Here is a 23596-nt window from a genome sequence, read left to right on the forward strand (position 1 = left end):
CTCAGCCGCCAGCACTCGGCTGGGGTGTTGTCGATGGTGACGACGATGGTGGCTGGGGTGTCGTTTGGGAGGTCAATTGCGCCGAAGTTTGTGCAGGAGTCTGCACCGGAGCCGGTGCAGCGCCAGCTTCCATCATCCGGCGCACCTCCACGTTCTGCATCAACTGCTCGGCCATGACGCCCAGCAGTTCCAGATCGGCCGCCGAGACCTCGCGCGGCGCGTCGTCCATGATGCAAAAGCTGCCCAGCACCGTGCCGTGGCGGTTCTTGAGCGGCACGCCCGCGTAAAAGCGCAGCCGCATGGCCTGCAACGCGGGGTTGCCGGCAAATCGGGGGTCGCGCGCGGCGTCATGCACCACCAGGGCGTCACCGCCATGGACCACATAGGAGCAGATGGACTGCGCACGCGGCATGCCGGCGGAAGCCGGGTCGCCCTGGTCCGCCACCAGCAGGCTGCCGGGCGTGTGCACGCGGTCGGCATCGACCCATGAGACCTGGGCCCATTTCACATCGAAGGCATTGGCCGCCTGCTGGGCTGCCTCGTGGTACAGCGGCGGCAGGCCGGGCCCGAGCACGCCGCTGTCGTGCAGCTGGCGCACGCGCTGCTCATCGTCATCGGGAATGGGCGCGGCCAGGCCCTGGCCTGCCGCGTCAGGCAGGCGCAAGGCGTCCACCCACAACTGCAGCTCGCGCAGGCCGGACACGCAGGCGGCGGCGCCGCAGCGGCGCGCGAACTCGGGGTCGGACACCACGGCCGGCGCATTCCACAGCGCCAGCACCACGCGCAGGTGCGGCCAATGGCGGCGCACGCGGCGCATCAGTTGGCGCACCACGGTCTGGGGCTGGGTGCTGAAGACGGACAGCACCAGCAACTGCGCCTCGGCCAGGGCCTGCGCTCCTGCGTGGCCTTGCGGCAGGCCGCCCTGCCCCGGTCCCAGCTGGCGCCATTGCGGGTCGGCGGCCAGGGCCCAGTCCGAGCAGCTGACCACGTGGCCGCGCAGCGCCTCGCTGTGCGCCACCATGGCGGCTGCCAGGGCATCGACCTCCCAGCGCGCGCCCACGCAATGGATGCGCAGGGCGCGTGTGGCCAGGGCCGAAGCGGGCGGCGGATGGCTTTCGCGCAGTTCCTCGATCAGGGCATCCATGCCGCTGGACAGGCGCAGCCGGTGTTCGGCCGTGGCCGATTCCAGGTGCTGCTGCGTGGCCAGGCGCAGTGCGGGGATGGCCACCTCGTCATAGAAACCGGCAACTGCGGCCGAGCGTTCGTCCGCCGAGGCGCGCGCCGGCAGCCTTGCGTCCACCAGTTCATGCGCCAGCGTGACCGCGTCTTCCACGTCGTCGGCCAGCAGGCGCTGGTACAGGCGCTGGGCCGGCCCCAGCACGGGCGAGCTGCCCAGCAGCACTTCCATGAATTGCAGCGCCGGGATGTAGCGCCCCAGCACCAGCAGGCAGACTGTCAGCGGGGTGGACAGGATCAGCCCTATCGGCCCCCACAGCGCCGTCCAGAAGGTCGCGGCCGCAATGATGGACAGCGTGGACAGGCCCGTGCTGCTGCCATACAGCCAGGGCTCGATGAGGTTGTTGCTGATCAGCTCCAGCGCCATGATCAGCCCCAGCGTCATCAGCAGCATCTGCCAGCCCGGATCCACCGCAAAGGCCAGCGCCAGCGGGAAGGCGGCCGAGATCATGGCCCCCACATAGGGCACGAAACGCATGATGGCCGCCAGCACCCCCCAGAGAATGGCGCCCGGCACGCCAATGAACCACAGCCCCGCCGCCATGGGCAGTCCGTAGGTGATGTTGACGACGAACTGCATGCGCAGGTACTTGCCTATGCGCTGCGAGGCCTCGTCCAGCGCGTCGGTGGCCACGTGCAGGTTGCCGCCCATCAGGCGCAGCAGCCGGTCGCGCAGGTCATCGCGGTCCAGCAGGATGAGGATCACGAACAGCAGCACGATGCCGGCCATGGTCACGGGCTCGGCCACGCGGCCCAGCCACTGCAGCATGCGCGCCGTGGGCTTTTGCTCGGGCGACTGGATCTCCACCTTCTGCACGCGGGGCGTGGTGGCGCCGCGCGATATCTCGCGCTCCACGGTGTCATAGGTGCGCAGCGCGCCGTCCCAGGCACTGGGCATGTTGGCGTTCCTGCGCAGGCTGCGCAGCTTGTCGCGGATGGTGTTCTGGTAGGTGGGCAGATCGGCGCTGAGCTGCTGCACCTGGCTGCCCAGATAGGTACCCATTCCTGCCAGCGTCGCCAGCGCCATGACCACCACCAGCAGCGTGGCCGCCATGCGCGGCATGCCCCAGCGCTTGAGCCGGGAGACGGCCGGATCCAGCAAAAAACCGAACAACAGCGCCAGCGCCAGCGGAATCAGCAGCCCTTGGCCGAAATACAGGCCGGCAATGACGATGCTGGCCACCAGCAGCCCGGTGAGCAGGCGCAGCGCAGGCACCATGTCGGCCAGCTGTGCCAGGCCCGGCAGTGCCGAACGCACGCTGCGTGCGAAATCGGCATGGGTGGCGGCATGGGCGGCGGAATTAGCGGCTGCATTGGCAGCATTGCCGCCTTCGGCGGCGGCAGGAAGGGCCTGCCGTGAAGGCGACGGCGCAGGGTCGGAATGTGGGTTCATGGAAACGGGATGTCAGGGCTTGGATGCAGGTATGGATACTGCCTCACATCCGCATATCGGGGGATTGCACAGCGCGCCGCAGGCCTGCCCTGTCAGCGGGCACCGCAATTGCCGGAACGCCGTTGCCGCCGGCGCATCGGCCCGATCACCAGCGCACACGCACCACGGTACCCCCACCGGCCCGCGGCAGGATGTCCAGCACAGCCCCGATGGCATGGGCGCGGCGATGCATGCCTGCCAGGCCCATGCCCTGCAGGCCAGGCGGGATGGCACCCTGCGCAGGGCCAGGGCCAGGGTCGGACGGCAGGCCGCAGCCGTCATCTTCCACGCGCAGTTCCCAGTGCAATGCACGCCGGGCATCGCGGCCAGGGCTTGCAGCATCTGCACGATCCACCGGCTCCAGCACCAGCCACAGCGTGGTGGCGCGCGCATGCTGCAGCGCATTGCTCACGGCCTCCTGGGCGATGGCCAGCAACTGCTGGGACGGCTGGCCACGCGGCAGGTCTGGCAGGTCTGGCAGGTCGGGCAGGTCCGGCACCCCGCGCAGCCCGGCGGCGGCATGCGGATCGGCCACGCTCCAGCAGATGCGCATGCCGCGCCGGTCCAGCACGGGCTGCAGCCGGTGGCGCAGGCGCGCCAGCCGCACGGGCAAGGCGTCTTCCATGGCGTCCATGGCATCCACCATGAGCCGCAGGTCCAGCAAGCCCTGCTCCAGCAATTCCTGCGCCTGGCGCTGGCGGGTCTCGCGCGGGTCCAGCAAGGCCATGGCATGCACCAGCAGCCCGCCCACGCCGTCGTGCAGGTCGGCGGCAATGCGCCGGCGCTCGGCCTGCACTTCGCGCGAGGGCCGGGGACTGCGCCGGCGCCGCCACAGCAGCAGCCTGTGCAGTCGCCGGGCGCCCATGGCGCACAGCAGCGCCGTGGATACCAGCAGCGCCAGGCTGGCCAGGCTCAGCCACGGCGGGGCCTTGGCGCCCGCCTGCCATAGCCAGGCGCACAGGCCCAGGATCTGCAGCAGGCCCAGGGCCAGGCAGATGGCCAGCGTGCGAAGGGGATCTTTCATGGCCAAGCCGTGCCAGGCGCGGCCGCCATGGCCCGGGCGGCGGCAGGCCGCTGCGGGCAGGACGCCGCCCCAGGATCAGAACAGGCCGCGCAGCGATGCAAAGCGTACCGCCTGGGCGCGTGTGCGCACCTGCAGCTTGCGGTAGATGTTCTTGATGTGCGTGTTGACCGTCATGGCGCTGATCATCAGGCGCGAGCCGATCTCGGCGCTGGTATAGCCGCTGGCGACCATGCGCAGCACCTCGCGCTCGCGGGTGGACAGGCGGTCTGCCTCGTCGGGCGTGCGGCGCTTGGGCTCGGCGCCCTGGGTCTTGTCGAAGCGCTGCAGCAACCTGCGCGCCAGGCTGGGGGTGACGGATGCGCCGCCATTGGCCACCTGCAGCACGGCCTGCGGATAGTTGCCGAACCAGGAATTCTTGACGAGGTAGCCCGTGGCGCCCAGCTCGAAGGCGCGCAGCACCTGTTCGTCGTTTTCCATCACGGAGATGATGACGGCCTCGGCCGTGGGCCGCACGGTCTTCATCATGTCCAGCAGCTCGAAGCCCTCGCCGTCACCCAGGTTCAGGTCCACCAGCATCACGTCGAATTCATGCTGGCGGATGGCCTTGCGCCCGTCGCGCACGCTGCCGGCCTGGGCCACGACCAGAGTGCGCGGGTCGTTCATGATTTCCTGCGCAATGACCATGCGGATATGGGCATCGTCGTCCACCAGCAGCACCCGCACGGGCTTGTCGGGCTGGCCCGCCAGGTAGTCGGGCCACATGGCAGAGCTCAGACCTGTGCCCAGCATGCCCTGGGCGCGAGGGGACTCGGCGATCAGGGGTCGGGCATCGGCGGGAACGTCGGATGGATTCATGCTGCTCTCCTCAAATGTCACGCCATGTGTATGACGCAACCGATCACAGACTTGCCTTTCCACATTAAGAGAAATCGCAACCGATATCCACAATCTTTGACGAAGTTTGTGAAAGATTGCGTAGATTACAAATTAACACTTTTGTGTGAGGAATCGACTACGGAGTTTCCTGAGCGCCGGTCCGGCAGATCTTGCCGATCCAGACACCGCGCACCGCGCCTTCAATCCCGCCCTGTGACAAAGGTCGATCCTGCCTTTGTTGCCGCCGCCGGCCTCAGTTGCGTGCACTTCGATACACCAGGTTGCCCAAAAGACCCCGCACCCGCCGAAACGGCGACCCCAAGCAAAGCTGCAACCGTAAATTTTCTGTCGTTACACCTTGAAACTACCCAGATCCATTCATCGCGCACGGCTGCCGTTTTAACGCGATGCAGCCTGCCTGCAAACGGCTTGGGTGGGTAAGTACCCGGCAAGTGGATCAGCGCTCATGGCTACCCCGGACAAGAGATGGAATGGACGGATCTCCCCGAGCACATTGGAGTCCAGACAACGAGCAGGGGTCCAGGGAGACAAAGCCGGAAACCTCCGCAAAGTGTCTGCAAAACGGGTGCTTACACACCTCTTCCTGATAGTCCGATTCTTCCAAGGAGCCATCATGAAATCGCTTGCAATTCTTTCCCTGTGCCTGATCGCAACCGCCGCCATGGCAGATCAAGACAACCGCTACAGCAGCAGCTCCAAGATCGAAATCGACGGACCCAGCGTCCAGGTCACGGTGCTGAACAGAAGCGGGGTGCTGAACATGGCAACGGGTGGCGGCAAGGCCTCCCAGAATCTGGCCAGCAATGCGGGCAATGTAACCATCGACCACGGCGGCAGCTCTCTGCAGATCGTGGCAGCCTCGGGAACCGGCATCATGAACGTCGCCAATGGCTGGGGCGCCGTAGCCGTCAACAACCTCGCCTCCAACTACGGCGAAGTCGACGTGAAGGACCTGTCGATTCAGGTCGTGGCGGCCAAGAACTCTGGCATCGTCAACTATGCCGGCAACGGCTCCACCGCAGTGCAGAACATCTCCAGCAACAACGGCTGCGTGACCTGCTACAACAATCGCTGAGCCTGGCTGCCGGGTGAAGGCAATTGCCGGACGGCCCCCGGCCAACCGGCATAGCCTTCCCGGCACCGACCCAGCCCTCCGCACCAGGAGAGCCCACCATGCATAACGCCGCCATTCTCTGCTCGGCTGCCCTGTTGGCCTGGCTCGCCCTCGGAGCGCCCTCCATCCACGCAGCCGCTCCGGGCGAAGACCCGGTGGTACTGAACAAGCCTGTGGACTATCTGAGGCTGCCGACGGCCAAGCCCACGACATCGACGGGGCTGGAAACCGTGACCGACATACCCATCAACATCAAGGCCAAGATAGCGCGCTATGAAGCCATGTCGATGAACAATGCTCCGGGCGTCGCCACCGATGCCGACGTGGTGACCACCACAACGATGAGCAGTGCCGGCATGAAGCGCACCTGCACGCAGGACATTGCCAGCAATACCAACGCAAGCGCATTCAATCGCTACGGGCCACAGACCACCAAGGACCAGATCGTGGTTCTCAAAGGTGATCTGGTCAACGTCTGCCGATAGCGCGGCCGGCGGCCAGCCATCAGGCTCTGGGCCGCCCCGCCACTCTCGTCCCATATTTCCGGCGCCGGCGCCTGTACGCGCCTGTGCCCTGGCTCGCCGTTTTCCAGCAGAGGTCCATCATGCGCAACAGCCTCCCATCGCCAGGACTTCCCCGCCACGATGCCGCGCCCCGGCCGGCAGACAGCGGCCACGCTGACTACCGAGGGGCTTGGCGCCAGCGATGGTCTGGCAGACAGGGCTGCATGCGGGTTGTCGCCAGCGCCGTTTCAGCCTCCATCGTGCTGCTGTCGGGCTGCGCGCCGCTGGATGCGCGCAAGGACGCCAAGTACCTGGACAAGGTCTATGCGGCCGACCGCCCCGTGGTGCGGCCGGTGCGCTCGATATCGAGCTTTTCCGACTCGCTGATGTGCATGGACAGGATGTTCCGCAACAGCCACATGCCCACGGTGCTGATCACCAGCAAGCAGTTGCCCGACTACACGGGCCGCGTGGCCGTGGCCGCCAAGGAGATGGTGGTCACCGCCCTGTCCCAGATGTCGCGCGTCAGCAGTGCCTTCCGCTACGTGGACTATGAGGTGGACATCGCCCGCCAGGATACGGTGCAGAACCTCACCACCATCTTGCTCAACAACAACCAGATCCAGCTGCAGCGCCCTGCCCTGTATGTGTCGGGCGCCGTGTCCTTCATGGACCAGAACGTGCTGCGCAACAACGTGGACATAGGCACCAGCGCCTCGCGCCTGGAAACCGGCTACAGCGCCAACCGCAGCGGCGCCGTGCTGGGCATGGAGCTGCACCTGGGCGACTTCCGCACGCGCACCATCATTCCGGGCCTGGATTCGGCCAACGAAGTCGTCATCGGCAACGGCAGCCAGGGTCTGGATCTGGCCGGCCGCATCGGCTCCTACGGCGTGCAGTTCAGCGTGGGCCGCGACTATGCCCAGGGCTCGGGCCCGGCCGTGCGCACCCTGGTCGAGCTGGGCATGATCGAGCTGCTAGGCAAATGGTCGCGCCTGCCCTACTGGCAGTGCCTGACGCTGGACCAGACCCACCCCGACTTCCAGCGCCAGCTGCGCGACTGGTACGAGGAAGGCGAAGCCGGCATCCACCAGGAGCTGGTGCGCCAGTCGCTGATCAGCAAGGGCTATCTGCCGCCCGACGCACCGGCCTTCACCGCAGGCAACCCGCAGTGGCGCGAGGCCATAGGGCGCTTCCAGGCCGACAGCGGCATGGTGGTCAATGGCGTGGTGGACTTCAGCACCTACGAGCGCGCACTGCGAGACTTCGTGGCAGTCAGCGCCGATGGACACATGACGCGCATCGGCTGGAACACCAAGAGCGCGGCACCGGTCACCACCGCCGCCGAGAACGTGGCCGTGGCCACGGGCGACTACCGCTACGGCGCCCCCGCGCCCGACCGCAAGCTGGACCTGTGGCTGGAGAACATCACGCCCACGCGCACCTCCTTCGAGACGGGTGAGCAGCTGTTCCTGTCCGCCACCGTGTCGCGCGCCTCTTATCTGTCGTGCTTCATGGCGGGCGCCGACGGCGAGGTGGTAAGGCTCTTGCCCAACGATGTGAACCGCTCGGGCTGGATCACGGCCGCCCAGTCCGTGCGCCTGCCCGACTGGATGAGCCCCAACCCCGGCTATGTGATCAATGCCGGCCCGGCAGGCAAGGAAGGCGTGGCCTGCTTTGCCACCGAGCAGAACATGAGCGACAAGCTGCCCCAACTGCTGCAGAACAAGGCCTTCATCGCCATCCCGGGCATGCGCACACTGGAGGATGTCAACCAGGCCATGGCTAGCGGACTGGGCGCCGACCAGTACACAGGCATGGCCCGCTTCTGGCAAGTGGTTCCGGCCCAGGCCAAGCGCTGATGCGCCTGACAACCGCCCCGTCCACGAACCCACCGGAGGCACACGCCATGCCGTCCCACGCCCACGAACCGCTGCGCGCCGCCCGCGCGCAGCGGCTCGCAACTGCGCTGCGGTTGTCCGTCAGGCTCGTGCTGGCGGGCCTGCTGGTCCTGCCGCCCGGCGTGACGCCCGCCATGCCTGCGCATGTGCAGGCTGCCGCACGCTTCACGCCGGTGGCCCCCATCCGGGTGGCAACCACCGGCCTGTTCAGCGCACAGCCCGGCACCAGCAATATCTCATCCACCTCCGACACCGCCCAGCAACGGGCCCTGTCCCAACTGCGCAGCCGCGCCGAAGGCAAGGGCGTGAGCCTGGCCACGCAGCGCGAGGCGCAATGGGTCATGGGCCTGCTGGCACTGCATGGCATTGCCATGGCCCAGGACGGGCCGCAGGCCAGGCAATGGTTCGAGCGCGCGCAGCGCGCCGGCCATCCGCTGGCCAGCGCTGGACTGGCCTGGTGCGCCATGGACGGTTGCGGCCAGCCCCCCGATCCACCGGCTGCAAGGCCCTGGATCGCCCAGCTGGCCAAGACCGACCCGGCCCGTGCGCAATACCTGGAATGGCTGCTGGCCCGGCGCCTGGCGCCGCTGTCCACGGCCGAGCCCGTGGGCGAGGCCTTGACCGTGGCAGGCACGCCCGACCAGGAACTGCTGCAGCGCGCGGCGCGTTCGGGCAGCCCCGGCGCCCAGCTGGAATGGGGCCTGGCCCTGCTCGCGCAGGACGAGCCCGAGGCCGCCCTGCGCCAGTTCCGCGCGGCGGCGCCACGCTCATCCAGCGCGGCGACCAATGCGCAGATGCTGGGCGACCGCATGCGGCCCGCGGGCCAGCTGGTGTCGGCCCAGGGCACGTCTGCCCCGCCTGCGGCGCAGGGGCCGCAACGGCTGCAGCGCACGCCGGAGTTGCGGGGCTCGCCCAGCGAGCAGGACATCCAGGTGCGCCAGCCCGTCACGGCCCAGCAGCAGTGGGAGCAGGCCCAGCGCTATCACCGTGGTGAAGGCGTGCCGGCCAACTACACCGAGGCCCTGCGCCTGTACCAGCAGGCGGCGTCCCACGGCCATGTGGCATCGCGGCGCATGCTGGAGTTGATCTATTCGCGCCCCGCACAGGGCGGCGGCGTGGACATTGGCTGGATGCAGCAGCTGGCACGCATCGACCCCATGACCATGCAGCCCATGGCACCCATCAGCCCCGCGCCCTACCGGCGCGACCCCACGCCGCTTTTCGACATGGTGCCGGCGCCCTGGCACCGGAACTGACGCTGGCCCTGGGTCCTGCCCTAAAGCAGCACATCCAGGCCCGTGTCGGCCATCCAGTCCACCGGGTCCTGGCGCAGCACCATGTCGATGTCCAGGCCCAGGGCCACCCCCACTTCGCCGGGAAAGCTCACGGCCAGCGCGCGCTCGCCCCATTGCGCCTCGCGCGATCGGGCGCGCCAGGCGGCGATGTGCAGCACGCAGGCCAGGGGATCGAAGCCGGGCTGGGCCAGCGGCGCGTGCAGGTGCTGCAGCGCGTCGGCCAGCAGCGGCGGAAGGTTCCAGCGCCGGGCCAGGCCTGCGCTGACATGGCTGTATGCGTAGCCGCACAGCCGCATCTCCAGTTCGGCACGGCGCGGGTCCAGCGGGCCGACCAGCTCGGAGATGGTGGCCGCGCGGCCGGGATCGATCATGTGCATGGCCAGCTCGCCCAGCCCGTGCAGCAGGCCTGCCGCATAGGCCGCCGTGGGGCTGGCCTGTACCGTGCCGGCCAGCGCGCGGGCCACGCGTGCGGCATCCACGCTGTAGCGCCAGAAGGCCGGCATGGCCACGCCCGGCACGGCATGGGTGCCCACGCCCAGCGGCATGCCCCGCACGATCTGTCGCAACTGCGCGGGCGCCAGCAGGGCCAGCGCCTCCGGAATGCCGGTGACACGGCCCGCCATGCCGAAGACCGGGCCGTTGGCCTGCGCCAGCAGCCCGGCAGCCAGCGCGGGGTCGGCCGCGAACAGCTGGCTCAGCCGGCGCAGGCTGGGCTGCTCGGGCACCAGCTCGCGCAGCAGCAGCGCGACAATGCGCGGCTGCGCCGGCAGGGCCAGCGTCTGGGTCAACAGCGTCTGCAGATCCAGTGCGTGCGCAGCCATCGCGTTTCCTGCCTTGCCCTGCCCGGCCTTACTTGCGGGTCTGCAGTTTGGCGAAGGCCGAGGCCATGGCCGACTGCTGCGCCGGCTCGGGCGCGCGGCGCTGGCCGCCCTGATGGCCCTGGCTGCCCCGGCCTGCGCTCTCGAAGCGGTTGTCACGGGGGCCGTCGCGGCGCGCGGGCGCCGCATCCAGCTTCATGGTCAGGCTGATGCGCTTACGCGCCACATCGACCTCCAGCACCTTGACCTTGACGATCTGGCCGGTCTTGACGACCTCGCGCGCGTCCTCGATGAACTTGTGGCTCATCTGGCTGACGTGGACCAGGCCGTCCTGGTGCACGCCCAGATCCACGAAGGCGCCGAACTGGGCCACGTTGCTGACCGTACCCTCCAGCGTCATGCCTTCCTTGAGATCCTTGATGTCTTCCACGCCGTCATTGAAGCGGGCGACGACGAAGTCCGGGCGCGGATCGCGGCCGGGCTTTTCCAGCTCGCCCAGGATGTCCTTGATGGTGATGGCACCGAACTGCTCGTTCACGAACTGCTCGGCCTTCAGGCCCTTGAGCACCTCGGAGCGGCCCATGAGCTGGTCCACGCTCTTGCCCGTGGTGGCAATGATGCGTTCGACCACGGGATAGGTTTCCGGGTGCACGCCCGTCATGTCCAGCGGGTTGTCGCCGCCGCGGATGCGCAGAAAGCCTGCGGACTGCTCGAAGGTCTTGGCGCCCAGGCCGGCCACGTCCATCAGCTGCTTGCGGCTCTTGAAGGAGCCGTTGGCATCGCGCCAGCGCACCACCGACTTGGCCACGCTGCCCGACAGGCCCGAGACGCGCGACAGCAGCGGCGCCGAGGCCGTGTTCAGGTCCACGCCCACGGAGTTCACGCAGTCCTCGACCACGGCGTCGAGCTGGCGCGCCAGCTCGCTTTGGTTCACGTCGTGCTGGTACTGGCCCACGCCGATGCTCTTGGGGTCGATCTTGACCAGCTCGGCCAGCGGGTCCTGCAGGCGGCGCGCAATGCTGGCGGCGCCGCGCAGGCTCACGTCCACGTCGGGCATTTCCTGCGAGGCGAACTCGCTGGCGGAATACACGGAAGCGCCAGCCTCGCTGACCACGACCTTCTCGATCTGGCGGTCGGCCTTGTTGGCGATCTTGATCAGGTCGGCCGCCAGCTTGTCCGTCTCGCGGCTGGCCGTGCCGTTGCCGATGGCAATCAGGTTGATCTGGTGCTTTTCGACCAGGCGGGCCAGCACGGCCAGGGAGCCGTCCCAGTCGCGGCGCGGCTCATGCGGGTAGATAGTGGTGGTGTCCACCAGCTTGCCCGTGCTGTCCACCACGGCCACCTTGACACCCGTGCGGATGCCCGGGTCCAGGCCGATGACGGCGCGCTGGCCCGCAGGCGCGGCCAGCAGCAGGTCGCGCAGGTTGTCGCCAAAGACCTTGATGGCCACCTTCTCGGCGTCTTCGCGCAGGCGCGAGAACAGGTCGCGCTCGGTGGACAGGCTCAGCTTGACGCGCCAGGTCCAGGCCACGCACTTGCGGATCAGGTCGTCGCTGGCGCGCTTGGCGTGGCTCCAGCCCAGGTGCAGGGCGATCTTGCCTTCGGCCAGGCTGGGCTGGCCGGGCTCGGGCTCCACGGGAAGAACCAGCTTGGCTTCGAGGATCTCCAGCGCGCGGCCACGGAACACGGCCAGGGCGCGGTGCGAGGGCACGCGGCCAATCGGTTCGTCGTACTCGAAATAGTCGCGGAACTTGGCGACCTCGGGGTCGTTCTCGTTCTTGGCCTCGATCTTCTTGGAGCGCAGCAGGCCGTCTTCCCACAGCCATTCGCGCAGCTTCTGCACCAGCGCCGGGTCTTCGGCCCAGCGCTCGGACAGGATGTCGCGCACGCCGTCGAGCACGGCGAACGTGGTGGAGAAATCGGGGCCCGGCTTGCCGTCGTCCAGGGTGGTGGCGGGCTTGCAGAAGGCCTCGGCCTCCTTGTGCGGGTCCAACGTGGGGTCGGCAAACAGCTTGTCGGCCAGCGGCTCGATGCCGAATTCCTTGGCAATCTGGCCCTTGGTGCGGCGCTTTTGCTTGAAGGGCAGGTAGATGTCCTCCAGCTCCTGCTTGGTCGGCGCATTGGCAATGGCCAGGCGCAGCGCATCGGTCAGCTTGCCCTGCTCGTCGATGGCCTTGAGCACCGTTCCCCGGCGGTCTTCCAGCTCGCGCAGATAGCCCAGGCGTTCGTCGAGCTGGCGCAATTGCGCGTCGTCCAGGCCGCCGGTCACTTCCTTGCGGTAGCGGGCGACGAACGGAACCGTGGCTCCGCCATCAAGCAATTCGACCGCAGCACCCACTTGCTGCGGCTTGACATTCAGTTCTGCGGCGATTTGGCCAATGATTTTTTGCATTCGAGAGGCGCCCCGTGGCGTGGAATCCGGAAAGCGGCCAAGTGTGCCACACGCGATTCGGGCCGGGCCGCTCACGGCCCGCCCGCAAATGCAAGCATTTCTTGCAGTCCAATGAATTCAAGGGCTTGCAGCATGAAGCCGGAAGGGCGCGGGAATGGCCGATCGGATAAGCCCGGCTTTCAGGGCCGCACATCCACGATCTGCATCATTCCCAGGTCCTCATGGTCCAGCGCATGGCAATGCCAGACGAACTTGCCGTGGAAATCCGCGAACCGCATGCGAAAGGTGATGCTGCCCTTGGTGAGCCCCGCCGCCCCGCTGCTGCCCGTGCCCGGTGGCACGGGCAGGGTGTCGGCCCAGAACGGCGTCACCGGCGCGCCGTTGACCCTGACCACATAGCAATCGTTGACGTGGATGTGAAAGGGATGCGGGTAGCCGTTGTAGTTGTAGATCGTCCACTCCTCCACTGCATTGAAGGGCACGGTCTGCACAGGCGTGAGGCTGGAATGGATAGGCGACATGCCCAGCGGCATGGCCTCGGTGCCCACTGCAAACACCGATCGGTTGCCGCCCACCTTCAGCACCCAGCTCTCGCCGGCCGGCATGGGCGCCAGGGCCGGGTCGCGCACGCCCTTGTCCGCGTCGTCGGCCAGCACGGCCAGGCGCAGGATGCGCTGCACGCCACCATGGCTGGCCAGTTCGGCATCGGTGATGGGCGTGTAGTCGCCGGGCCTGCGCAGCAGGGCCGGGTCGGGCACGCGAGCCTGCACGGGCTCGCCCTGCACCACCACCCGGGCCAGCACCTCCTCGAAGGGCTCGTTGCCGCTTGGCCGGTGAAAGGACGGGCACGCGGCCGCGCGCAGGAAATACTCGCCCGGCGCCATCGATGCCTGCACCACCATGGACAGGCGCCCGCCCGGGTAGATGTAGTTGCCGGGCCAGTCGCGCATGTCCAGCGGCTGCCCGGCCGTCTGCCGGCTCAGCGGCCGGTAGATGCCGCCGTAATGGTTGCCGTCGCGGCCATAGACATTCATCACATGCCCGTCGAGCACGGGATGCAGCGGGTAGAACGACGAAGGATTGACGATGTGCCAGTGCTGCACCTCGCCGGGCCGCATCACGATGGTGGGCTGGTAGGCGCCGTTGAGCAAAAAGGCGCCGGCCGGATTCTCCATCGAGTCTTCCAGCGTATCGGTGCGGCCCTTGGCGTTGACGGTGAGCTTGTGGGCGAACAGCACGCGCTCGCGCATGTTCACGCTGGCACGGAACGGGTCCTGCGCATCGGCCACGATGATGGCGCCGAACATGCCGCTGGAGACCTGGGCATTGGTGGCGCCGTGCAGATGCGGGTGGTACCAGTAGATGCCGCAACTGTGGTCGTCGGGCAGATGGATCTCGTGGTAGCGCGTGGCGCCGGGCGCGATGCCGGCATCCGGCCCGTCCACCACGTAGTCGCCAAACACACCGGGCCGTATCTCGCGCGGGTCCACGTGCAGGCCGTGGAAATGCATGTTGGTGCTGTTCTGGTGGTTGAGCAGCGCCCAGTCCGAGCCCTGGGGCGAGGCCGGCAGCTGGTTGTGCACCCACATCTTCAGCGTGTCGCCGGGGCGCAGCCACAGCGTGGGCGCCGTGTATCGCCCATTGAAGCTGCGCAGCTCCAGACGCCGCCCGGGCTGCCGATCGGCCGGATAGCGGGCCCAGCGCGCGATGTCGCTGTCCGGCAGGTCCATGTCCATGGACGCATAGCCCACGTTCAAGTGCAGCTCCAGCACACCGTTGACGGAGCGCAGCGCCTGCGGTTCGGGCAGATCGTCGCGCGGCCCGCCTCCACCGCCGCAGCCGGGCAGCACGGCGCCCGCCGTCAGCAGGGCGCCCCATTGCAGCAGTGCCCTGCGGTTCAGGCCCGGGGCGGGCATTGAATACTCCTGGTGCAGATGCTTCACAGGGCCTCCTTTGCCGTGCCGGCGATTGCGTTGGTTTCGGTCAGGTCATTGAGGGCGTGCAAGGCCAGCGCATGGGGGCGGGACTGGGCCTGTGCCCCGTCCTCGCCCTGGCAGGCGCCATGGCGGTTGTCGCCCCAGGCCCAGCAGCGCCCGCCGTGCTCCAGCGCCAGCACATGCGTGCCGCCCACGCTGATCTGCTGCACCGCCGCCAGGCCGGGCACGGCGTGAAAGCCCGCGCGGGGTACCGCATCGCCCTGGCCCAGCTGGCCCAGGCCATTCCAGCCCCAGGCCAGCACCTGCCCGCCCTGCGTGGTCGCCGCCGAAAAATGCAGGCCCGCCGCCAGACTGCTGAGGCGCCCAGGCACGGCAATGCGCACGGGGCCGGGACTGTAGGCCGCCTGCAGCCCCTGGTCCAACTGGCCCTGGTGGTTGGAGCCCCAGCCCCACAGCCGCCCCTTCTCATCCAGCGCCAGGCTGTGCGTGGCCCCTGCCGCCACCGCCACCACGGCCGCAGCGCCCTGCGGCAGCACCACGCGCTGCGCACGGCTGCGCTGCACCAGATCGCCCTGCCCCAGTTGGCCCGCAGCATTGGCGCCCCAGGACCATACCTGCCCCCTGGCATCCAGCGCCAGCGCATGGCCCATGCCCACGGACACGCTGCGCACGGAGGGCAGGCCCTGCACGCGCTGCGCACCGGGCATGGCATCCGACCATCCCCAGAGTGCGCCTTCGCGGTCCTGCACATAGGCCTGCTGCTCACCCGCCCAGATGCGCCGCACCCCGGCATCCTGCCGGCCCAAGGTCAAAGGCCTGGGCACGGCGCCCGCGGCATCGCGGACCTGGGGCGCAACGGCATAGGCCTGGCCATCCGCCCAGGCCAGCAGCGAATGGCCCGCGTCCACCAGCCCCTCCCAACGCGTGCCACGGGGGCTCAGGCGCTGGGGCACGGGCTGGGAAAAGCTGCGGTGGCCGATGCGCGTGGCATCGGGCGCACAGACCTCGGCAGCATCCACGCCTTCGGGCAGGGTGCGCAACACCTCCAGATTGCCCCAGGCGAATACGCCCTCCGATGTGATGAGCACGGACCGCTGCGGGCCCGCCACTACCTGTTCTATGGTCAGCATCACCCTCTCCTTTGCGTGTTTAGCGTGTTTCGCGTGTCTTGGGGCACCCCGACACGGCGGTACAGCTGCCCGTGAGGTGTCAGTGCGGATTGTTCAAAGGAAGCGGGTGGGTGGCAATCACTGAAAACTGTGATTGCTCAAGAGCGCCTTAGGCTCTGTCAATCGATCCCGCCCCAGGCCTGCGACGCGACATTGGCCTGCAGGCACATCGCCAGTGCGGCGGGGGCCTGCGTGGCCTGAGTGCCTACGCGGGCTGCGCTGGCGCAGCGGCATCATGGACAATCCATGCTCCAGCCCATGCAAGACGATCTGTTTGGCGCGCCGCCCTCACCGCCGCCCTCCCCACCCTCTTCAGCCACGGTCCCGCCCGCCGCCAGCGCGGCGCCTGGCGGCCGCAAGCCGGCATCCCGCAAGGCCGTCGGCGCCGTGCAGCTGGCGCCCCAGGCCCTGCAGTGGCAGGCGCTGGCGGACCAGCTTCCGCAGGGCTTGCGCATGGGGGTCTCCACCTGGTCCTACCCGGGCTGGGAAGGTTTGATCTGGGATGGCGCCTATGACAAAAGCGTGCTCGCCAAGAAGGGACTGGAGGCCTATGGCCGGCATCCGCTGATGCGAACGGTCTGCGTGGACCGCAGCTTCTGGAGGCCGTTGACGGCCAGCCAGTACCTGGCCTTCGCGGGCCAGGTGCCGGCCGATTTCCGCTTCGTGGTCAAGTGCCCTTCGGTGGTCACCGATGCGCAGGTCCGCGACGAGGATGGCAAGGGCATGTCGCTGAACCCCGTGTTCCTTCAACCCGATCTGGCCGTGACCAGCTTCGTCGAGCCCACGCTCGAAGGGCTGGGCGAGCAGCTCGGCGTGCTGGTGTTCCAGCTCAGTCCCATGACCTGGGGCCTGCTGAGCCGCCCCACCGAACTGCTGGCGCGGCTGCAGGCCATGCTGGACGCGGTGCGAGCGGCGCTGGCCGCTCATCCGCTGGGCGCACAGATCATCGTCGCGGTGGAAGTGCGCGACCCGGAGCTTTTGACGCCCGAGCTGGCGGACACGCTGCGCGCTGCGGGCGCCACCTTCTGCCTGGGGCTGCACGGCAAGATGCCGCCCATCGAAGAGCAATTGGTTTTTCTGCGGCGGCTGTGGCCCAGCCCCCTGGTCTGCCGCTGGAACCTGAACCGCGAGTTCGGGGCCTACGGCTACCCCGATGCGCAAACCAAGCACGATCCCTTTGACGAGATCCGCACGCCCGATGTGCACACGCGCGCCATCCTCGCCAAGACCATCGATGGCATCACCAGCCGCGGGCTGCCCGCCTTTGTGACGGTGAGCAACGATGCCGAAGGCTGCGCGCCGCGCTCCATCGCGCTGCTGGCCGAGGCCGTGGTGCAAGCGGAGGCGGCCCGGATTCAGCGCTTGCCGTAGGCGCGCTCCACGCGGGCCACGCGCAACTCATAGTGCTCGTACCAGGCGTCCTTGCCCAGTTGCTGGGCGACCAGGTGCTCGGCATCCTGCTTCCAGCGCGCAATGGATTCGGCCGTGGACCAGTACGACACGGTGATGCCGAAACCGTCCTCGCCGCGCGTGCTTTCCGCGCCCAGGAAGCCTTGCTGCTGCGCGGCCAGGTCCACCATGCGCTGGGCCATGAGGCCGTAGCCATCATCGTCGTCCGGCGTCCTGCGCGACGAGAAGATGACGGCGTAGTAAGGCGGCTCGGGGGTGTTGGCAAAGGGGCTCATCGTGGTCGGGGCGGCATGTTCTGCGGGACTGCGCAATACACCGCCCGCGCTCAGGAATTCGCCGGTGCCGAGGCGGACGACGCCTGCACCTGCTCGCCGCCCAGCACCTTCCACAGCGTGACGCGGTTGAGCTGCTCGGACAGGCGCAGGCCGATCAGGGTCTGCTGGGCCGTGTAGAGGCTGCGCTGCGCATCCAGCACGGTCAGGTAGTTGTCCACGCCGGCCTTGAAGCGGGCCTCGGACAGGTCGAAGGCCTTTTGCGTGGCGGCGACCATGCTGGTCTGGGCGGCCAGGCGCTCGTCCCACTGCGCGCGGTCGGCCAGCACGTCGGCGGTTTCGCGGAAGGCCGTCTGCACGGCCTTCTCGTACTGGGCGATGGCGATGCGCTGGTTGGCCTCGGCCACCTGCACGCCCGCACGGTTGCGGCCACCGTCGAAGATGGGCAGGCGCACCAGGGGGATGAAGCTCCAGGTGCTGCTGCTGCCGCCAAAGAGGCCATCGAGCTCGCGGCTGCCCGAGCCCACGCTGGCCGTGAGGCTGATGGTGGGGAACATGGCAGCGCGTGCGGCGCCGATGTTGGCCTCCATGGCGCGCAGGTTGTTCTCGGCGGCCTGGATGTCGGGGCGCACCAGCAGCACGCTGGAGGGCAGCGGTGCAGGCACGGGCTGCAGCGCGGCCGCGGGCCGGGCATCGGCGCGCAGCGTGGCGGCGCCGGGCAGCAGGGCCTCGGGCAGCGGTCCGCCCACCAGCAATTGCAGGGCATTGCGGTCACGCTCCACCTGGGAGGTGAAGCTGGCCACGTCGCCGCGCGCCGTGTCCACCGTGGTCTGGTTCTGGGCCAGCACCAGGCCCGATGTGGAGCCAATTTCGTGCATGCGCCGCGTCAGCTCATAGGCTTTCTCGCGGCTGGCCAGGGTGTCGCGCGCCAGTTGCAGGCGGGCCTGGTCGGCCGCCAGCGTGAGCCAGCCGTTGGCCACATCGGCCACCAGGCCGATCTGCACATTGCGCCGGTTCTGCTCGCTTTGCAGGAACTGCTGCAGCGCCGCCTCGCTGAGGTTGCGCACGCGGCCCCACAGGTCGATCTCGTAGCTGGCAAAGCCCAGCTGGGCCGTGTACTGGGTGCTGACCGATGCCGCCTGGGTGGTGCTGGTCATGCCGGCGGCCGTGCGCGCACGGCTGGCCTGGGCCTGGGCAGTGACGCTGGGCAGCAGGTCGGCGCGCGTGATGCCGTACTGGGCACGCGCGCGTTCGATGCTTTCCACGGCCACGCGCAGGTCGCGGTTGTTGGCCAGGGCCAGCGCAATGACCTCGCGCAGCTGCTGGGACTGCACCCAGCCCAGCGCGGCGGCGGCCTGCAGGCTGGCCTCGTCGGCCTGGGCCGGCGTTGCGGCCGTGCTGCCCACGGTATCGGGCACGGGCATGTCGGGCGTGCGGTGCTGCGGCGCGAGGTTGCAGCCGGTCAGCAGCGCCGCCAGCGCCGCCGCTGCGGCCAGTGCGGAGACATTCGTTGGGCGCCTCATGCTGCGCTCTCCTTTGCGGTATGCGGTGAACCAGATGATCCGGCAGTGGGCTGGGGCGCGTCGTCCTCGGTGCGCGAATGGCTCTTGAACCAGCTGCGGATCAGCAGGAAGAACACGGGCACCAGGAAGATGCCCAGCACCGTGGAGGCCAGCATGCCGCCGAGCACGGCCGTGCCGATGGCATTGCGCCCGCCCGCGCCGGCCCCCGTGCCGATGGCCAGCGGAATGACGCCGAAGCCGAAGGCCAGCGAGGTCATCAAGATGGGACGCAGGCGCAAGCGCACGGCCGAGACCACCGCGTCGAAGATGCTCTTGCCCTGCTCCTGCAGCTGCACCGCAAATTCCACGATCAGGATGGCGTTCTTGGACGCCAGGCCAACCGTGGTCAGCAGGCCCACCTGGAAGTACACGTCGTTGGTCAGCCCGCGCGTGTAGGTGGCGGCCAGCGCGCCCACCACGCCCAGCGGCACGGCCAGCATCACCGACAGCGGCACGGTCCAGCTTTCGTACAGCGCCGCCAGGCACAGGAACACGAAGAGGATGGAGATGGCGTACAGCAGCGGCGCCTGGGCGCCGGACTGGCGCTCCTGCAGCGAGGCGCCGGTCCACTCGTAGCCTATGCCGGCCGGCAGGGTGCGCAGGATGTCCTCCACGATCTGCATGGCCGTTCCGGAACTGACGCCGGAGGCGGCGCGGCCTTCCATTTCGTAGGCCGGGTTGCCGTTGTAGCGCATGAGCTGGGGCGAGCCGTAGGCCCAGTAGCTGCTGGAGAACGAACTGAAAGGCACCATCTCGCCCTTGGCGTTGCGCACCGTCCATTTGGCGATGTCCTGGGGCAGCATGCGGTGCGGCGCATCGCCCTGGATGTAGACGCGCTTGACGCGCTCGTTGTTCAGGAAGTCGTTGACATAGGTGCCGCCCATGGCGCTGGACAGCACGCTGTTGATGTCGGTGTACGACAGGCCCAGTGCGGCGGCCTTGCGGTCGTCGATGTCCAGGCGCAGCTCGCTGGCGTCTTCCAGGTTGGTCATGCGCAGATTGGTGAGCTCGGGGCGCTTGCGGGCCTCGGTCAGGAATTTCTCCTTGGCCTCCAGCAGCGCCTGGTGGCCCAGGCCGTTCATGTCCTTGATCATGAAGTTGAAGCCCGAGCTGGAGCCCAAGCCGCGCACGGCCGGCGGCAGCACGACCAGCACGCGCGCATCGCGGATGGCGGACAGGTCTTTGGTCGCGCGGTGCGCTATCTCGGAGGCCGACTGGCTGGGCAGCGGCCGCTCCTCCCAGGTCTTCAGCCGCACGAAGGCGCGTGCCGAGGCCTGGTCGCCGTTCAGGCCCGAGACCTGGTAGAAGCTCACCACGTCGGGCTGCTTGGCAAAGTAGTCGCGCACCTCGTCGAGCACACCCTGCAGCCGCGTATCGGCCGCGCCCGAAGGCAGGTTGATGTTGACGAAGACGAAGCCCTGGTCCTCGTCCGGCAGGAAGGAAGTGGGCAGGCGCGCCATCAGCAGCCAGACCACGCCGCAGACGGCCAGGAAGATCAGCATCATGCGCTTGGCGCGGCGCAGCGAGTAGGCCACCGTGCCCTGGTAGCGCGCGGCCGTGGCGTCGAAATGGTGGTTGAACCAGCGGAAGAACCGGTCATTCACCCCCAGGATGCCGCTGCGGATGGGCCGGTCATGCCCTGCCCCGCCCGCTGCGGGCGGCTTGAGCAGCGTGGCGCACAGCGCCGGCGTCAGCGTCAGCGCCACGAACACCGACAGCGCCATGGCCGCGACGATGGTGATGGAGAACTGCCGGTAGATCACGCCCGTGGAGCCGCCGAAGAAGGCCATGGGCACGAACACGGCCGACAGCGTCACGCCGATGCCCACCAGGGCCGGCGTGATCTCGCGCATGGACTGGCGCGTGGCCTGCTTGGGCGACATGCCCGTCTCGTGCATCACGCGCTCGACGTTCTCCACCACGACGATGGCATCGTCCACCAGCAGGCCGATGGCCAGCACCATGGCGAACATGGTCAGCGTATTGATCGAGTACCCGGCCAGCGACAGCACGCCGAAGGTGCCCAGCAGCACCACGGGCACGGCGATGGCGGGGATCATCGTGGCGCGGAAGTTCTGCAGGAAGATGAACATCACGATGACCACGAGGATCATGGCCTCGCCCAGCGCGCTGACCACTTCCTTGATGGAGGCGCGCACGAAGGGCGTGGAGTCCGAGCTGACGAAGTAGTCGATCTCGTTGGGGAAGAACGGCTTGAGCTCGGCCAGCTTGGCGGCGATGGTGTCGGCCACCTGCATGGCATTGGCGCCATCGGCCAGCACGATGCCCATGCCGGCGCCGGGCAGGCCGTTGAGCTTGGCCTTGATGGTCAGGTTGTCGGCGCCCAGCTCCACGCGGGCCACGTCCTTCATGAGCACCACCGAGCCGTCCAGCGCGGACTTGAGCACGATATCTTCGAACTGCTCCACCGTCTTGAGCTTGGTGCGCGCCGTGATGGTGGCGTTGAGCTGCTGGTCGGAGACGGCGGGCAGCGCGCCCAGCTGGCCGGCCGAGACCTGGGCGTTCTGCGAGTTCAGCGCATTGACCAGGTCCGACGGCATCAGCGCGTACTTCTCCATCTTGGCCGGGTCCATCCAGATGCGCATCGCATAGTTGGTGCCGAAGACGTTGACATCGCCCACGCCGTCGAGGCGGCCGATCACATCGACCAGGTTGCTGGTCAGGTAGTCGCCGATGTCGACCGCGGTCATGGCCGGGTCCTTGGAGAAGAAGCTGTAGGTGACCAGGAAGTCCTGGCCGCCCTTGTTCACGAACACGCCCCGGCTCTTGACCGCATCGGGCAGGCGGTTCACGGCGGACTGCAGCTTGTTTTGCACCTGCACCTGGGCCACGTCGATGTTGGTGCCCGGCGCAAAGGTCAGCGTGGTGCGCGCACGGCCTGAGGCGTCGGACGTGGAGCTCATGTAGAGCATGTTGTCGATGCCCTTGAGCTGCTGCTCGATGATCTGGGTCACCGAGTTCTCGACCGTCTCGGCCGAGGCGCCCGTGTACTGCGCGCCGATGGTCACGCGCGGCGGCGCGATGTCGGGGTATTGCTCCAGCGGCAGCGTGAAGATGGACAGCGCGCCGCCCAGCATGATGACGATGGCGATGACCCACGCGAAGATGGGCCGGTTGATGAAGAACTGAGCCATGTGACGGGTTCCTGCGGCTTAGCCGGCGGCCGGAGCAGGAGCCGCTGCCGGTGCAGGAGCTGGAGCAGGCGCCTTCTCCGCAGCGCCAGGTGCTGCCGGCCCGTCGGCCGGCTTGCCCTTGCGGGCCTGGGCTTTGGCGCGCAGGTCCACCTCCACGGCGCGCACCTTGTCGCCGGGCTTGATGCGCTGGAAGCCATCGACCACGACGCGTTCGCCGGCCGACAGGCCGTCCTGCAGCAGCCACATATTGCCCACGGCACGGTCGATGTTCACGGGCCGGCGCTCGATCACGTCGTCAGCCTTGGCCACCAGCACGCTGGCCTTGCCGGTAAGGTCACGCGTCACCGACTGCTGGGGCACCAGCAGCGCCTCGGGCGCCAGGCCCGTGGGCAGCAGCGCCTGCACATACATGCCCGGCATGAGAACGCCCTGCGGGTTGGGCACCACGGCGCGCAGCGTCACGCTGCCCGTGGTGGCATTGACGATCACGCCGGCAAACTGCAGCTTGCCCTGGTGGCTGTAGTCCGTGCCATCGTCCAGGCGGATGCGCACGGCCACCTTGTCGCCCTCCACCTTCTGGAAGCGCCCGGCATCCCAGTCGCGCTTGAGCTGCAGCAGCTCGCTGGTGGACTGGGTGAAGTCCACATACATGGGGTCCAGCTGCACGATGGAGGTCAGCGCCTCGGTCTGGTTGGCCGTCACCAGCGCACCCGGCGTCACCGTGGACAGGCTGATGCGCCCGCTGATGGGCGCCTCGATGCGGCTGTACTTGAGGTTGATGCGCGCGGTCTCCAGATTGGCCTTGGCCACGGCCACGTCAGAGCGCGACTGGGCGGCAGCGGCCTGGCTTTCCTCGAAGGCCTGCTGGCTGATGGCATCGATCTTGACCAGCTCGGCATTGCGCCGCGCCGTGGCCTCCAGCGTGCGGGCGCTGGCCTCCGACTTGGCCACGGCCGCCTGGGCACTGGCCTCGGTGGCGCGCAGCGAGGCCGCGTCGATCTGGTAGAGCTGCTGGCCCTGGCGCACCAGCGCGCCCTCGGTGAACAAACGCTTTTGCACGATGCCCGATACCTGGGGCCGCACCTCGGCGGTCAGCGAGGCGCGCGTGCGGCCCGGCAGCGTGGCGTCCAGCTGCTGGCTCTGCTTTTGCAGCGTGACCACGCCCACCTCGGTCGCAGCCTTGGCCGTGGCGGCAGGTGCGGCATCCTTCTTGGAGCAGGCCGCAAGGCTTGCGGCCAGCGCCAGTGCGCACAGCACGGCGGTGCCGATGCGCCGGCCGCCGGCCGGCGAGGCGGAAGCTTGTACGTGCCCTGCGCCGGGCTGGGAATCGGAAGGCGCAGCAAGGCGCGGGCTCGGCGAAAAGGGCACGTCAGAAATCATGGGAGCAGCGAAGTCGTTGGGGGCATCGCACGATTGTGCAGTGCCCATATTTCTTGTTTGTAAAGCGGATGGCGTGCCACCGAAATCTCCTGGCAAGTC

Annotated in this window: 16 protein-coding genes; 5 read left to right on the forward strand and 11 right to left on the reverse strand. The window is 68.3% G+C overall.

Features of this window, described 5'->3' with window-relative positions; all coding sequences use genetic code 11:
* Position 1 precedes the first annotated feature (1 nt).
* The 3 genes from IAE24_RS18315 to IAE24_RS18325 form a co-directional block, all read right to left on the reverse strand.
* Positions 2–2629, reverse strand: coding sequence for an AI-2E family transporter (locus IAE24_RS18315; protein WP_199960782.1), 2628 nt, complete (start codon positions 2627–2629; stop codon positions 2–4).
* Between the two features lie 145 nt (positions 2630–2774).
* Positions 2775–3692, reverse strand: a complete 918-nt coding sequence (locus IAE24_RS18320) for a sensor histidine kinase (RefSeq protein ID WP_233626208.1) — start codon at positions 3690–3692, stop codon at positions 2775–2777.
* A gap of 75 nt (positions 3693–3767) precedes the next feature.
* Positions 3768–4547, reverse strand: a complete 780-nt coding sequence (locus IAE24_RS18325) for a LuxR C-terminal-related transcriptional regulator (protein WP_012205218.1) — start codon at positions 4545–4547, stop codon at positions 3768–3770.
* Positions 4548–5202: 655 nt separating this feature from the next.
* On the opposite strand from IAE24_RS18325, the gene IAE24_RS18330 reads away from it, so the two are divergent.
* The 4 genes from IAE24_RS18330 to IAE24_RS18345 all read left to right on the forward strand — a co-directional run bounded on the left by IAE24_RS18330 (position 5203) and on the right by IAE24_RS18345 (position 9363).
* Positions 5203–5664: a hypothetical protein gene (locus tag IAE24_RS18330; protein WP_096916095.1), complete on the forward strand. Its 462-nt coding sequence runs from the start codon at positions 5203–5205 to the stop codon at positions 5662–5664.
* A gap of 98 nt (positions 5665–5762) precedes the next feature.
* Positions 5763–6188 carry a hypothetical protein gene (locus tag IAE24_RS18335; protein WP_096916094.1) on the forward strand — a complete coding sequence of 142 codons (426 nt, stop codon included), beginning with the start codon at positions 5763–5765 and terminating at the stop codon, positions 6186–6188.
* A gap of 242 nt (positions 6189–6430) precedes the next feature.
* On the forward strand, positions 6431–8068 hold the full coding sequence (locus IAE24_RS18340) for a DUF4384 domain-containing protein (protein WP_199960780.1): 1638 nt from the start codon (positions 6431–6433) through the stop codon (positions 8066–8068).
* A 47-nt stretch (positions 8069–8115) separates the two neighbouring features.
* Positions 8116–9363, forward strand: coding sequence for an SEL1-like repeat protein (locus IAE24_RS18345; RefSeq protein ID WP_199960779.1), 1248 nt, complete (start codon positions 8116–8118; stop codon positions 9361–9363).
* Positions 9364–9383: 20 nt separating this feature from the next.
* On the opposite strand, the gene IAE24_RS18350 is transcribed toward IAE24_RS18345, so the two are convergent.
* From IAE24_RS18350 to IAE24_RS18365, 4 genes are all read right to left on the reverse strand, one after another.
* Complete coding sequence (locus IAE24_RS18350) at positions 9384–10223, reverse strand: HDOD domain-containing protein (RefSeq protein WP_043820881.1); 840 nt, start codon at positions 10221–10223, stop codon at positions 9384–9386.
* Between the two features lie 28 nt (positions 10224–10251).
* A complete protein-coding gene (locus IAE24_RS18355) occupies positions 10252–12612 on the reverse strand; it encodes a Tex family protein (protein WP_199960778.1) in 2361 nt (786 codons plus the stop codon).
* A 179-nt stretch (positions 12613–12791) separates the two neighbouring features.
* On the reverse strand, positions 12792–14528 hold the full coding sequence (locus IAE24_RS18360) for a multicopper oxidase family protein (protein WP_199960777.1): 1737 nt from the start codon (positions 14526–14528) through the stop codon (positions 12792–12794).
* Positions 14529–14551: 23 nt separating this feature from the next.
* Positions 14552–15679: an RCC1 domain-containing protein gene (locus IAE24_RS18365; protein WP_199960771.1), complete on the reverse strand. Its 1128-nt coding sequence runs from the start codon at positions 15677–15679 to the stop codon at positions 14552–14554.
* A 297-nt stretch (positions 15680–15976) separates the two neighbouring features.
* Between IAE24_RS18365 and IAE24_RS18370 the strand changes: the two genes are divergently transcribed.
* Positions 15977–17089 (forward strand): DUF72 domain-containing protein, encoded by a 1113-nt coding sequence (locus IAE24_RS18370; RefSeq protein WP_199960770.1) that lies wholly within the window; start codon positions 15977–15979, stop codon positions 17087–17089.
* Here the strand turns inward: IAE24_RS18370 and IAE24_RS18375 are convergent.
* The 4 genes from IAE24_RS18375 to IAE24_RS18390 are packed head-to-tail and all read right to left on the reverse strand — an operon-like array spanning position 17074 to position 23497.
* Positions 17074–17403 carry an antibiotic biosynthesis monooxygenase family protein gene (locus IAE24_RS18375; RefSeq protein ID WP_016446802.1) on the reverse strand — a complete coding sequence of 110 codons (330 nt, stop codon included), beginning with the start codon at positions 17401–17403 and terminating at the stop codon, positions 17074–17076. The genes IAE24_RS18370 and IAE24_RS18375 overlap by 16 nt on opposite strands.
* Before the next feature lie 50 nt (positions 17404–17453).
* Positions 17454–18923: an efflux transporter outer membrane subunit gene (locus IAE24_RS18380; RefSeq protein ID WP_199960769.1), complete on the reverse strand. Its 1470-nt coding sequence runs from the start codon at positions 18921–18923 to the stop codon at positions 17454–17456.
* On the reverse strand, positions 18920–22117 hold the full coding sequence (locus IAE24_RS18385; RefSeq protein ID WP_199960768.1) for an efflux RND transporter permease subunit: 3198 nt from the start codon (positions 22115–22117) through the stop codon (positions 18920–18922). The genes IAE24_RS18380 and IAE24_RS18385 overlap by 4 nt, the downstream gene beginning before the upstream one ends.
* 18 nt (positions 22118–22135) lie before the next feature.
* A complete protein-coding gene (locus IAE24_RS18390; RefSeq protein WP_043820872.1) occupies positions 22136–23497 on the reverse strand; it encodes an efflux RND transporter periplasmic adaptor subunit in 1362 nt (453 codons plus the stop codon).
* Positions 23498–23596: the final 99 nt, after the last annotated feature.

This window comes from Delftia sp. S65, from assembly GCF_016516495.1.
In the GTDB taxonomy this organism is placed as follows: domain Bacteria; phylum Pseudomonadota; class Gammaproteobacteria; order Burkholderiales; family Burkholderiaceae_C; genus Comamonas; species Comamonas acidovorans.